At 66.6% G+C, this 12,721-nt stretch carries 15 protein-coding genes; 11 read left to right on the top strand and 4 right to left on the bottom strand.

The annotated features are described in order from the left end of the window. The first annotated feature begins 147 nt into the window (after nt 1–147). Both AB0L58_RS39655 and AB0L58_RS39650 read left to right on the top strand, forming a co-directional pair. Nucleotides 148–927 carry a purine-nucleoside phosphorylase gene (locus AB0L58_RS39655; protein ID WP_364395838.1) on the top strand — a complete coding sequence of 260 codons (780 nt, stop codon included), beginning with the start codon at nt 148–150 and terminating at the stop codon, nt 925–927. Beyond that, nucleotides 928–2,424, top strand: a complete 1,497-nt coding sequence (locus AB0L58_RS39650) for a phospho-sugar mutase (protein ID WP_364395836.1) — start codon at nt 928–930, stop codon at nt 2,422–2,424. A gap of 51 nt (nt 2,425–2,475) precedes the next feature. Here AB0L58_RS39650 and upp read toward each other — a convergent pair whose 3' ends face one another. Then, entirely contained in the window at nt 2,476–3,099 is a 624-nt protein-coding gene (upp, locus tag AB0L58_RS39645; RefSeq protein WP_364395834.1) for a uracil phosphoribosyltransferase, read from the bottom strand. A gap of 155 nt (nt 3,100–3,254) precedes the next feature. Between upp and AB0L58_RS39640 the strand changes: the two genes are divergently transcribed. The 5 genes from AB0L58_RS39640 to AB0L58_RS39620 all read left to right on the top strand — a co-directional run bounded on the left by AB0L58_RS39640 (nt 3,255) and on the right by AB0L58_RS39620 (nt 6,837). Then, nucleotides 3,255–3,563, top strand: a complete 309-nt coding sequence (locus AB0L58_RS39640; RefSeq protein ID WP_364395832.1) for a hypothetical protein — start codon at nt 3,255–3,257, stop codon at nt 3,561–3,563. A 4-nt stretch (nt 3,564–3,567) separates the two neighbouring features. Continuing rightward, on the top strand, nt 3,568–4,686 hold the full coding sequence (locus AB0L58_RS39635) for an NlpC/P60 family protein (RefSeq protein ID WP_364395830.1): 1,119 nt from the start codon (nt 3,568–3,570) through the stop codon (nt 4,684–4,686). Nucleotides 4,687–4,706: 20 nt separating this feature from the next. Beyond that, nucleotides 4,707–5,057 (top strand): hypothetical protein, encoded by a 351-nt coding sequence (locus AB0L58_RS39630; RefSeq protein WP_040686879.1) that lies wholly within the window; start codon nt 4,707–4,709, stop codon nt 5,055–5,057. A 149-nt stretch (nt 5,058–5,206) separates the two neighbouring features. Next, entirely contained in the window at nt 5,207–5,554 is a 348-nt protein-coding gene (locus AB0L58_RS39625) for a YbaB/EbfC family nucleoid-associated protein (protein ID WP_364395827.1), read from the top strand. A gap of 26 nt (nt 5,555–5,580) precedes the next feature. Then, a complete protein-coding gene (locus tag AB0L58_RS39620; RefSeq protein WP_364395825.1) occupies nt 5,581–6,837 on the top strand; it encodes a primosomal protein in 1,257 nt (418 codons plus the stop codon). 3 nt (nt 6,838–6,840) lie between these two features. Here AB0L58_RS39620 and AB0L58_RS39615 read toward each other — a convergent pair whose 3' ends face one another. Further along, a complete protein-coding gene (locus AB0L58_RS39615; protein ID WP_364395823.1) occupies nt 6,841–7,938 on the bottom strand; it encodes an adenosine deaminase in 1,098 nt (365 codons plus the stop codon). Nucleotides 7,939–8,338: 400 nt separating this feature from the next. Continuing rightward, nucleotides 8,339–9,625 (bottom strand): thymidine phosphorylase, encoded by a 1,287-nt coding sequence (locus AB0L58_RS39610; protein WP_364395821.1) that lies wholly within the window; start codon nt 9,623–9,625, stop codon nt 8,339–8,341. Nucleotides 9,626–9,720: 95 nt separating this feature from the next. On the opposite strand from AB0L58_RS39610, the gene AB0L58_RS39605 reads away from it, so the two are divergent. After that, complete coding sequence (locus tag AB0L58_RS39605; RefSeq protein ID WP_364395819.1) at nt 9,721–9,930, top strand: hypothetical protein; 210 nt, start codon at nt 9,721–9,723, stop codon at nt 9,928–9,930. After that, nucleotides 9,927–10,142, top strand: a complete 216-nt coding sequence (locus AB0L58_RS39600) for a hypothetical protein (protein WP_364395817.1) — start codon at nt 9,927–9,929, stop codon at nt 10,140–10,142. The genes AB0L58_RS39605 and AB0L58_RS39600 overlap by 4 nt, the downstream gene beginning before the upstream one ends. Before the next feature lie 19 nt (nt 10,143–10,161). Here the strand turns inward: AB0L58_RS39600 and AB0L58_RS39595 are convergent, their stop codons facing one another. Then, complete coding sequence (locus AB0L58_RS39595; RefSeq protein WP_364395815.1) at nt 10,162–10,605, bottom strand: cytidine deaminase; 444 nt, start codon at nt 10,603–10,605, stop codon at nt 10,162–10,164. 144 nt (nt 10,606–10,749) lie between these two features. Here AB0L58_RS39595 and AB0L58_RS39590 point away from each other — a divergent pair, with 144 nt between their 5' ends. Beyond that, the gene (locus AB0L58_RS39590) at nt 10,750–11,253 is read left to right on the top strand and encodes a hypothetical protein (RefSeq protein ID WP_364395813.1); all 504 of its coding nucleotides are present in this window, start codon (nt 10,750–10,752) and stop codon (nt 11,251–11,253) included. Nucleotides 11,254–11,268: 15 nt separating this feature from the next. Then, nucleotides 11,269–12,699: a hypothetical protein gene (locus AB0L58_RS39585; protein WP_364395811.1), complete on the top strand. Its 1,431-nt coding sequence runs from the start codon at nt 11,269–11,271 to the stop codon at nt 12,697–12,699. The last annotated feature ends 22 nt before the right edge of the window (nt 12,700–12,721 follow it).

Genomic DNA, 12,721 nt, shown 5'->3' with positions numbered 1-12,721 from the left:
CCGGTCTGGGGCCGGAGCCGTCTTAGCTCTCGCGACTTCGTCGCGAGTCTCGACGGCTCGGACGCGAGACAGCAGGGGGCCGCGAACACGCAGCGCCGCAGGCGCTGCCAAAAAACACAGCCGCGGCAAATCAGATACCGTGACGGCATGCTTGCCGAACAGGCCGCGAGGGCGATTGCCGAACGTACAGGAGTGGAACGGCACCGGGTTGCGGTGGTGCTCGGGTCGGGCTGGCAGGAGGCGGCCGCGGAGATCGGGACGCCGTCCGCTTCGGTGCCGATGCCGGAGCTGCCCGGATTCGGGACGCCGAGTGCGCAAGGGCATGTCGGGATGGTGCATTCGGTCGCCGTCGACAACACGCCGGTACTGCTGCTGATGGGGCGTCAGCATCTCTACGAGGGCTATCAGCCGAGCGATGTCGTCCATCCGGTGAGCGCGGCGATCGCGGCTGGCGCGGACACCGTGGTGCTCACCAATGCGGCGGGCGGGATCCGGGACGGATTGCGCGTCGGTGAGCCGGTGCTGATCAGCGACCACATCAATCTCACCGGCCGCACGCCGCTGACGGGCGCGACCTTTGTCGATCTCGTGGATGCCTGGGATCCCGAATTGCGTACGCTGGCAAGGGAAATCGACCCGAGCCTGACCGATGGGGTGTACGCGGGTCTGACCGGACCGCAGTACGAGACCCCGGCCGAGATCCGGATGCTGCGCACCATCGGCGCGGATCTGGTCGGGATGTCGACGGTGCTCGAGGTGATCGCGGCCCGTGCGCTGGGCGCCCGAGTGCTCGGCATCTCGCTGGTCACCAACCTCGCCGCGGGCGTCACCGGTGCGCACCTCTCGCACACCGAGGTACTCGCCGAAGGACATGCGGCCGCACCGCGACTCGGCAAACTGCTGCGCGGCGTACTGGAACGGCTGTAGATGCTGCGCTTCGGCACCGCCGGGCTCCGCGGGCCGCTGATGGACGGGCCCGACGGCATGAACCCGGACACGGTGAGCCGGGCGACCGCCGGACTGGTGGACTGGTTGCGCGGTCGCTGTCTCGGCGGCGGCGCGGTGGTCGTCGGTCGCGACGCCAGACACGGCTCCGCCGAATTCGCGATCGCGACCGCGGAAATCTTTGCCGCCGCCGGCTTTCCGGTGACGTTGCTGCCACGACCGCTGCCCACGCCGATCGTCGCATTCGCGGTGCGTGCACTGGGAGCCGTTGCCGGAGTACAGATCACCGCATCGCACAATCCGGCGACCGACAACGGCTACAAGGTGTACCTCGATGGCGGTTCGCAGCTGATCGCGCCGGCCGACACCGAGATCGAGCGCTGTATCGAGTCGGTCACCGAGCCGATCGCCCGCACGCCCGTCGCACCGGCCGCCGATGACCTGGTGCACCGCTATGTCGATCGGGTGGCCCGGCTGCCCGAACTGATCGGCGGACCCGGCGAACGTGCCGATGTTCGGATCGTGTTGACACCGCTGCACGGGGTCGGCGGAGATACCGCCGTCGCCGCCTTTGCCGCGGCGGGATTCCAACATGTGCACGTCGTAGGGGCGCAATTCGCGCCCGATGCCGACTTTCCGACCGTCACCTTCCCGAATCCCGAAGAGCCCGGCGCCACCGACCTCTTGCTCGCCACCGCCACCCGGATCAACGCGGACCTCGCCATCGCCCTCGATCCGGATGCCGACCGCTGCGCCATCGGAATTCCGGACGGCGACGGCGGCTGGCGCATGCTGCGCGGCGACGAAACCGGTGTGCTGCTCGGCGCTTACGTGCTGCGGACCGCGCCACCGAATGCCCTGGTGGCGACCACCATCGTGTCCTCACGACTGCTCTCGAAACTCGCCGCCGCCCGCGGCGCGCGGTATGCGGAAACGCTGACCGGCTTCAAATGGCTGGCCCGCGCGGGCGACGGTCTGGTCTACGCCTATGAGGAGGCCATCGGTCACTGCGTGGACCCAGTCGCGGTCCGCGACAAGGACGGCATCTCCGCGGCCGTGCTCGCCGCCGATCTGGTCGCAAGTCTGAAGACCGTGGGCCGCACCGTTGCCGACGAACTCGACGACTACGCGGTCGAATTCGGGCTGCACCTCACTGACCAGGTCGCGCTGCGCCTACCCGATCCGGCGGCGGCCGCGGACTTGGTGGATCGGCTGCGCGCCGCGCCACCCGCCGAAATCGCGGGCGAGCCGGTCGAATACACCGATCTGCTCCAGGTGCGCGGCAGAATGCGCACCGACGCACTGATTTTCGAGGGCGCGCGTGCCCGGATCGTGGTCCGCCCATCCGGCACCGAGCCGAAACTCAAGTGCTACTTGGAAGTAGTCGAGCCGGTCGCCTCCCGCGCGACACTCGCCGCCGCGCGCACAGCCGCCGAGGAACGCGTTACCGAGCTGCGCGACTTCTGCGGTGCACTCTGAACTCCGGCATCATCGAGTTCCTCGAATTGTTCGCCCGCCGGCGCTGACCGATCAGCGCGGGCCGAATTGACGGTCACCCGCGTCGCCGAGGCCGGGGACGATGTAGGCGTCGGAGTTGAGACCGGCGTCGACCGCGGCGGTGACCAAGCGCACGGGCAGGCCCGAATCAGCAAGGGCGGCAATGCCTTCGGGAGCGGCCACGACACAGACCGCGGTGATGTCGGTGGCACCGTGGGCGGCGAGCAGTTGCAGGGTGTGGCGCATCGAACCACCGGTGGCCAGCATCGGGTCGAGTACGAAGACCGGCATCTCGGACAGATCGGCGGGCAACGATTCCATGTACGGCATCGGCTGATGGGTGGTTTCGTCGCGGGCGATGCCGACGAAACCGACTCTGGCGTCGGGAATCAGCTCGGCGGCCGCGTCCACCATGCCGAGTCCGGCGCGCAGCACCGGAACCAATAGTGGCGGCTGCGCCAATCGCGTTCCCTCGGTGTCGGCCACCGGTGTGGTGATCGGGAAATGGCGCACCGGCGCATCGCGCAGTGCCTCGTAGATCAGAATTCCGGTGAGATCGCGCAATGCCGCGCGGAAGGCCGGATTCGATGTGCCCGCATCGCGCATCGTGGTCAGCAGGGCGGCGGCGAGTGGATGGTCCACGGTGTGCGTGCGCATGAGGGAACGATAAGGTCGAAGACGAGTTCGGCGGCGAACCTCCACCCGAATTTTTTTTCGAACGGCTGGAACCGAACGGTAAGGCGGCGCGTCGAACTAGGTGGATGACGTACTCTGCCTGGGAAAGAACAGATGGGGGAAGCACTATGCGAAAGATGTCGGCCGACACCGAGGGCATCACCGCCTACGGCGCGACCGCCGCGACCATGTCGGGTGATCTCGCCACCGCCGGAGTGAGCGCCGCGGCCGCCGATCCCACTCTTCTCGGCCCCATCATGGGGTTGATCGGCGGCGATTTCATGGCCGCCTACGCCGCGGCACATGCCGGACATGTTGCCTCGATCGGCCAACTGTCGGCGGTGCTCGCGAGTATGAGCGGTACGGCGACCGGTTCGGCCGTAGTGCTCGAGGAAACCGACCTGAACAACGCCGCCGGGCTGAGCGCTACCGGACTGGACGGATGACACGGTGATCGATGTCAGCGTTCTGGTCCAGCCACTGCTCGACCTGCTCTCCAGCTTCGGCACCGGCGTCCTACCCACCGGCGGGCCCGCCGACGCACTGACCTCCACCTCGACCGCCGTCGACCAGGTGCACGCGCTCGGCCGCAACAGCATCAACCAGGTGAACAACGCATGGGACGGCGCGGCCGCCGATGCCGTCACCGCCAAGGCGCTGCGGGTGCAGACCTCCGCCGCCAGCATTTCCGACCGTGGCAACGATATGGCGACCGTCGTGAATCAGGCTGCCGCCCAAGTCGAAACGGGCCAGAAAGAGCTGAACGGGATCGTCCAGTCGTTCGTGAACCAGGCCACCGGTCTCGGTCCGGCACTGGCGACGCCGGCGGGGCTGACCGTGCTCGTCGGCTCCGCGATCGACCACATCGGTCAGGGGCTGAATGTGGTCGGCCGCGTACGCAATGAACTGGACACCCAGACCGCGTCGATGAACGAGCTGACTCCCGCGCCGTCGACGCCGTCGCTGTCCAATGCCGCCAGCACGATCAACACCGCCACGCAGGGTGCGTCGCAATTGTCGTCGACGGTGGGCACCGTCGCGAGTGGTGCGGGCAGCATGCTCAGCAGCCTGATGAGCACCGCGAGCAAGGCCAGCACCACGACCGCGAGCACGGCATCGACTGCCAAACCGAGCACCACAACCGGGACCGGGCAGTCGTCGACCGCCGGCAAGGGCGTGAAGATCACCCTGCCGGACGGCAGTGTCGTCGAGGCCCCGAACGAAAAGGCGGCGACCGCCGTCAAGGCGGCTATCGGCGCGGTCGGCACGCCCTATGTGTGGGGTGGCAATACGCCCGGTTCCGGACTGGACTGCAGCGGTCTCACCAAATACGCGTACGGCGAGGCCGGTGTAGATCTGCCCCGGTTGGCGCAGGAACAGGGCAACGGCCATATGCAGGTTTCGCCGGGCGATCTGATGCCGGGCGATCTGGCGGTGTGGGATGGCCACGTCGCGATGGTTGCCGGCAACGGGCAGTTCGTCGAGGCCGGTAATCCGGTCCAGATGAGCTCGATCAGAACCGACAACATGGGCATGAACTTCTATGGCTTCTACCGGCCGACCTCATAAATGAGCGGAGCGAACGAATAATGTCCCAGCCCCAGACCCCACCGATACCGAATGTCACGGTGGCGTCGAGCACCAATCGATCGGGCACCATCTCGGTCCGTGCCACCGACCAGGGCATGCCGATCGAGATCAAGTTCGAACGCAGCGAATACCGTTACGGCGCACAGACTCTGGCCGACGAGATCCTGCGACTGACCAAGCGCTCCACCGTCGCCGCCCGCGCCCGCCGCCGCGAACTGCTCGCCGAGGCGGGTATGCCCGCCGACATCCTGGACAAGCTCGGCTTGCCGACACGCCAGGCCGCGGTGGACGAACTGGACCGGATCGATGACGCGGACACGGGACCGACGAGCTGGATGAGGCCGGTTTGAGCGAGCGAACCATGAACACAGGCGCCCCAGCGCTTATGCCGGAGCCGAGCGTCGGCGAGGTGCAGGCACGTGAGTGAGCGGAGCGAGCGAACCATGAACACAGGCGCCCCAGCGCTTATGCCGGAGCCGAGCGTCAGCGAGGTGCAGGCATGAGCGCTGAAATGGACGCGTTGGTCGCCAACGCGACGGCGAAACTGGAAGCGCTCGAAGCCGCACTGTACGGCCTCGAGCAGGTGCACGGCCGGTTCCGGACCGAAGACGGCACGGTCAGCGTCGAGGTGAACAGCGATGGCGCCCTGGTCGCGCTGAGCCTGTCGGAGTCGGTCACCGCACTGCCGCCGGCCGAGGTCGGTCAGCTGATCGTATGGGCCTGTAGGCAGGCCGCCGAGGACGCCGGCGCGCAGCGATCGAAGGTCGTTGCGACACTGAACGAGTCATTCACCGTGGCGCCGGAGGGTGCCCACGGAAGCGTTGGGGGCGGGCCGGATAGTCACTGACTCGGAAGGTCGATAGGCTTCCGCACATGGCTTCTGGAGACATCGTCCCGATCGAGCTCGGCCTGACCGACGGCGATCTCGTCACCCTGTGGGCACCGCGCTGGCGCGACGGTGATGACGAGTGGGAGGCGTTCCTCGGACATGAGGACTCCCTCTACGGTTTCGAGACCGTCGCGGAGCTGGCCGCATTCATCCGGACCAACTCCGATAACGATCTCGTGGACCATCCGGCGTGGAAGGTCGTTGCCGGGCTGTCGGCGGTGGAACTGGAGCCGGAGGAGAACTTCACGTTCGACCTGGTCGGTGTCCCGGAACTGGTCGCGAACGATCCCGATGTGGACACCATCGCCGAGCTCGACGACACGCTCAGCATGGTGCGCAATATCGGTGAGGTGTGTGAGCTGGAGACGGTGACCAAGTTCTTCGGCTCCCATCCGGTGGTCGGCGCACTGGCCAGCGGCGTGAGCGCCTTCGTTGGGCGCGACGGCGAGGAGCTGTGGGATCAGATCGGCGCCGCCATCGCCAAGGGCTGGGACGACGTCCTCGACGCCATCGACTCCGTGGTGCAGACCCCCGAGGTCGATGCCGAGGCGGTCGCCGTCGCGGAGGCCGAACTGCTGGCCGCGGAGGAGAACGTCGTCGACGCCGATGACGCCGCCGACAGCGATGAGGACGAGGAGTTCGAATCCGTCGACCTCGACGAGGACGAGGAAGACGACGAAGAGGAAGACGACTCGTTCTGGCACGAGGTCGGCATCGACCCGGTCAAGATCGTCACCTCCGACGGCACCTACTTCACGCTGCGCTGCTACCTCGACGACGAGCCGATCTTCCTCGGCAAGGACGGATCCATCACGGTCTTCGGCTCCGAGCGCGCGCTGGCCCGGTACCTGGCCGATGACCATGAGCACGATCTGGCACGAGTGAGCACCTACACCGATGTGCAGACCGCCGCCGTCGACGGTTCACTCGAGGTCGAGGTGACCGACGAGAACGTCTACGTGCTGCCCGGTCTCGCCGACGACCTGGGTGAGGGCCCGGAGGCGGTCGATATCGAACAACTCGATCTGGCGGTCGAATTGTTCACCGACGCAGCCGATTACGCCGACGACGACACGGTGGAGCAGGCGCTGGCGCAGTCCACCCCGCTCGGCTGGTACGTCTCCTACCTGCTGAACCCGGACCCGACCCGCCTGGCCCCGAACCCGCCGTTCACCGCGGAGGCTCAGAGCTGGCGGGATCTGGAAGGCAACTTCGAGTCCCGGCTCACGCAGGAGAAGTAGGAGCTATCCGAGCAGGACGGCGTAACCCGGCTTGATGATGTCGTCGATGATGCGCAGCCGTTCGGGGAACGGGATGAACGCGGACTTCATCGCATTGATGGTGAAGCGTTCGAGGTCGCTCCAGCCGTAACCGAAGGTGTCGACCAGCTTGAGCATCTCCTGGCTCATGCTGGTATCGCTCATCAGTCGGTTGTCGGTATTGACCGTGACGCGGAAACGCAACCGCGCCAGCAGGTCGAACGGATGCTTGTCGAGTGAGGGGACCGCGCCGGTCTGCACATTCGACGAGGGACAGAGTTCTAGCGGGATTCGCATATCCCGCACATAGTTCGCGACCAGTCCGAGTTGTGCATCTTCGATCGCACCGGGAACGGTGATGTCGTCGGTGATCCGCACACCGTGGCCGAGCCGGTCGCAGCCGCAGAATGCCAGGGCCTCGTGGATGGACGGCAGCCCGAACGCCTCACCTGCGTGGATGGTGAAGTGCGCGCTATTGGCTCGCATGTATTCGAAGGCATCCAGGTGGCGGCTGGGCGGGTAGCCCGCCTCCGCGCCCGCGATATCGAAACCGCCGACGCCGCGGTCGCGCCACCGCACCGCGAGTTCGGCGATCTCGCGCGAACGCGCCGCATGCCGCATGGCGGTGAGCAGGCAGATCATCACGATCGGGCGACCGGCCTCGGCGGCGACCGCCGCACCCTCGCGGAATCCGGCGAGGGTGTGCTCGACCACCTCGTCCAGGGTCAGGCCGCGTTCCAGATGCTGTTCGGGAGCGAAACGGACCTCGGCATAGACCACACCGTCGGCGGCGAGGTCTTCCGCGCATTCCCGGGCCACGCGACGCAGACCCTCGGGGGTCTGCATCACCGCGACGGTATGCGCGAAGGTTTCCAGGTAGAGCTCCAGCGAGCCGCTGTCGGCCGCATCGCGGAACCATGCCGCCAGCTCGGTCTCATTGTCGGCGGGTAGGTCGTCGTAACCGCAATCGGCGGCGAGCTCCAAAACCGTCGCGGGCCGCAGACCACCGTCGAGATGATCGTGCAGCAGCGCCTTGGGAGCTTGGCGGATCGAGGCAAGGGTCAAAGGCATCGGTCCTGTCATGACCACACGTTAGCCGCACCGACCCGTTCATGCGGCTGTGATTGCCCTCTCCACCACCCCCGGCCACAACATAACCCGCAACAGCCCTGCTCGAGCTGCCATTCGCCAGCCGGAAAGTCCCTTTGACCAGCCAACAATCAACGAAGCGGTCGGTTTTCCACCCACTTGCCCACGCCCCACGCCCACTCGGTGCGATCGACTCACGTCCATGCCCGACGCGTCGCAGCCGTTCGATGAACGCAGGCTGGACACCAATGGGCAGAGTTGAGGGCCGCACATCGGGTTGCCGATTGATCGGTGCGTTCGTGCGTCGGGCGACGTGGGGTCTGCCAGGCGGGTTCGTGCGTTCCGACGAGAACGCGGGCAGGTGGACTCGGGGACCGTGGCGGGGGCTGGGGTGTCAGATGGTGATGCGGTGCAGGACCAAGGGGGGTCGCGGTCGGGGTGAGGTTTCGATGGTGAAGGAGTTTTCGAGGGCGGCCAGGGCGGCGGGGAAGGCTTCCGGGGTGTCGGTGTGCAGGGTTAGCAGGGGTTGGGCCGCGGCTACCGAATCGCCTGGCTTGGCGTGCATTTCGATGCCCGCGCCGAATTGGACGGGGTCGCCCTGGCGGGCTCGGCCCGCGCCGAGCCGCCAGACGGCGATGCCGACGGCCAGCGCGTCGAGGCCGGTGAGCACGCCGTCTCGTGCGGCCCGCACGGTCTCGGTGTGCTTCGCGCGCGGCAGGGGCGCGTCCGGATCGCCGCCTTGGGCGGCAACCATGGCGCGCCAATGGTCCATCGCACGACCATCGGCGAGCACGTCGGCCGGGTCGATATCGAGTCCGGCCTGTGCGACCATCTCGCGGGCCAGGGTGAGCGTCAGCTCGACCACATCGGCGGGGCCACCGCCCGCGAGTACCTCCACGGATTCGGCGACCTCGAGTGCATTGCCCGCGGTGCGCCCGAGCGGAGTGTCCATCGCGGTCAGCAATGCCACCGTCCGCACCCCGGCGTCGGTGCCGAGTTCGACCATGGCCGTGGCCAATTCGCGCGCCCCGTCCAGGTTTTTCAGGAAGGCGCCGGAACCGACCTTCACATCGAGAACGAGCGCGGCGGTCCCTTCGGCGATCTTCTTGCTCATGATCGAGCTGGCGATCAGTGGTATGGATTCGACGGTCCCGGTGACATCGCGCAGCGCGTAGAGCCGCTTATCGGCGGGCGCGAGATCAGCACCGGCCGCACATACCACCGCACCGACGCCGGGATCGGCCAATATCTCCCGCATCCGCGCCACCGGCACATCGGCCCGCCACCCCGGGATCGACTCGAGCTTGTCGAGCGTCCCGCCGGTATGCCCCAGCCCGCGCCCCGACAGCTGCGGCACCGCCGCACCGCACGCGGCGACCAACGGCGCCAGCGGCAACGTGATCTTGTCACCTACCCCGCCGGTCGAATGCTTGTCCACGGTCGGGCGCGGCAGATCGGTGAAATCCATCCGCCGCCCCGACGCGATCATCGCATTCGTCCAACGCGCGGTTTCCCGCCGCGTCATCCCGCGCCAGACGATGGCCATCGCCAATGCCGACATCTGCTCGTCGGCCACCGCCCCCTTGGTGAATCCATCCACCACCCAATCGATCTGCGCATCCGACAGTTCCCCGCCGTCGCGCTTGGTCGTAATGATCGAAACCGCGTCCACTGCCGTCACACCGGCAAGTCTGGCACGGGACACGCTCGGCCCTTGGAACTTGTCGGTGGCCTCCGATAGCCTCTGCGCATCATCGAGTCGACGTTGGGGGAGCAATGACGTACACACATATGGACCGCCGCGTGACGGATCTCGAGGCCCGTATCCACGATGTCGAGGAGGGCTTCGGCGAGTCCCAGTCGCGGCTGACGCGACGGGTCACGGCGATCGAAATCCTGCGGAAACGAAGCTCCTGCCGCATCCTCGAGCACCTCGGCGTCCCAGCCGACGAAATCTCGAAGATCTGGAGACGCGAGTCGACGTGATCGAGACCAGCCATGGCGACGCGCTCTACGGTCTGTCCAGAGGTGTTCGGGGGCTGAAGATCTTCACACGTCGGCTCGCGGTTCAGACGAGCACCATCGGAGCGGGCATCGCGCTCATGATGGCGCGGATGGGGCTGCCGCCGATTCAGCTCACCGACGTCGCGATGCCGACGGAAGCCGAAATAGACGCATCCAACGAAGAAGAGTGCTGAGGGCGGCATTCGGTCGCCCCTATGTCTGCCCGGCGTCCAGATCGTCGGGACCGAAGGCATCGGGCAACAGGGTTCGCAGCGGAACGGGTCCGGCCATGTGATCCACCAGGAGATCGGGTCCGCCATGTTCATAGAGCAGCTGACGGCAACGGCCGCACGGCATCAGGATTTCGCCGCGGGAATCGGTGACCGAGAGCGCGCGCAACCGGCCACCACCGCCCGCGAATAGGTTCCCGATCAGTACGCATTCGGCACACAGGCCTAATCCATAGGAGACATTTTCCACATTGCACCCGACAACCACCCGGCCGTCGACCAACCCGGCGGCCCCGACCGGGAATCGCGAGTACGGCGCGTATGCCCGCTGCATTACCTCATATGCGCTGGCCCGTAATAGTTTCCAGTCGATATCCACGTGTTCGCTGCCTTCCGTGATCGGAATGGGCCGGGCGACTCGACCCACCTCAGCTCGTCGGATTGTCCCGCCCCACTCGTCTATCGGCCAGCTCGCCCCGGATTCGATCGTGGAAATGACCAGATCCCGGTGCGCAGCAACAGTTTTCGGATATCATCGAATTCCCTTCAGCCCCTTCGGAAGGTGACATCGGTGCCCACCCCGATCAGTGACGGCCTGTGGAACTCCCACGTCACGCCGGACAGCTATGCGGGCCGATACCAGGACGCGGTGCTCGAACAGTACAAACTGTATGTCGAGATGGCCGATCGGGTCAGCGCCCGTCGCAGCCTGACCAACAGCTTCTTCCTCACCCTCAACACCAGCGCCTTCACGATCATCGGCGTCGTACTGCAACTCCATCCGAGCCGCGCGATGTGGACGCTGGTGTTCCCGACGGTGGCGCTGGTCGTGCAGTGCGGGGCCTGGTACTACCTGCTGCGGTCCTACCGTCAGCTCAATGCGGCCAAATATCAGGTGGTCGGCGCGCTGGAGGAGCGGCTGCCCGCCTCGCCGTACTGGCGTGCGGAGTGGACCGCACTCGGTCAGGGCCGAGATCGACGTCTCTACCGGCCGCTCACCCACCTCGAGCAGTGGGTGCCGGTGATCTTCGCGCTCACCTACGCGATCACCTGTGCCGTTGCCGTGCTGATGTGATCGGGGGATGTCGGCATGACCGCAGCGGATCTCCGACAACGTGTGCGCACAGCCGAATCCGAGGCGCTGCGGTCGGGGCTGGTCAATACCGCACTTGCGCTGCCGTGGGCCGCGGCGATCATCGGACTGATCTTCTTCGCGCCGGATCCTCTGCACAACGGTGTGCCGCAGGTCCCCTTGTCGACATGGCGTCAGTTCGTGCTGTTTCCAGCGGTGCTGTGCGGATTCGGGTTATGGGAGCGCGGCTTCGAAGGGGCACGGAACTGGCATGCCTGGTACAGCGCGCATCAGGTGCGCCGCAACGTCGACCGCCATCCCGACCGCGCCGCCCTGCTGGTGCCGCCGCTCGAGGCGCATCTGAACGAATTGCGCGCGATCCGGGGGCACCGCCAGGTGGCCGTCCGGCGGGTGCGGTGGATCGCGATTCCGATCGGGCTGATCATTGCGGTGCTGGTGTTCGGCGTACAGGTCGAGGACCCCGATGGCACGCTACGCGATGCCCCGGAAGCCGTGGTGCCGACGATCGCGGCACTCGTGGTGTTGTCGCTCATCATCATCGCGGTCGCGACACCACGCTGGCGACGCTGGTATGCGGCGCATACCGCCGAGAAGTGGTCGGGTGACCCGGCATACGCCGCGGCGCTCAGTCATCTCGGTCCCGACCCCCAGTACTTTCGCGCGTCCGAGATTCCCCCGTTACGAGTGCAGTTCGTGAATCCGAAGTCGGTCGACTATCGGTTGACCGTGGTGTCGGCGGCGCGCAACGTGTTCAAATGGCCGCCGCTGGAGATCGCCTATCTGCGACTGTTCGAGAACCAGGCCAGGGTCCGCAATTTCCTGCATGGAGCGTGGCGCGAATTCGGCTATGTCTACATTCTGCGTAGCTCGGGTTCGGTCAGCCCGGCGGAGATTGCCCGAGCGCGGGCCGACAACGCGATACGCACCATGTTCGCGGCATCGCCACGCACCTTCCGTACCGCAGTCGCCGGATTCGGATCCGATCCGCTGCCGCCGGGTAAGCACCGGCTGACCGGGATCACCAATACGCCCGAGCGCGTGGACGATCCAGCCGGGAGCTACCCCGTCCGGGCACTGCTGTGCCACGGGAGTTTCTGGAAAAGCGCGGTCGACCTGCTCTTGGCCAGGGTCGACCTGGTGGCGGTCGACCTGTCGGGTTATGTCCCGGCCAACACCGGAACACAGTTCGAACTGCAGCGGGTGATCGACCGCTTTCCGATCAATCGCGCGGTGCTGCTCTGCGATGCGGGCAGTGACCGCGCGTTCATCGAGGCTCAGGTGCGTTACCACTGGTCGCAGATGGCTGCTGGTTCACCCAACGCGGGGAACGCCGAACGCACGATCCTGATCGCCGTCACCGGCGCGGGGCGGCGCGCGGACCGCGAACTCATGGCGCGGCTGCTGGAGCGACGCCGATCGACCTCGTAGCGAAATTCAGCTGTGGCCGACC

Origin of the sequence: Nocardia sp. NPDC052112 (genome assembly GCF_040680135.1) — a bacterium.
In the GTDB taxonomy this organism is placed as follows: domain Bacteria; phylum Actinomycetota; class Actinomycetes; order Mycobacteriales; family Mycobacteriaceae; genus Nocardia.
The sequence above is the reverse complement of the archived record's forward strand: the minus strand, read 5'-3'. Positions and strand labels throughout refer to the sequence as shown.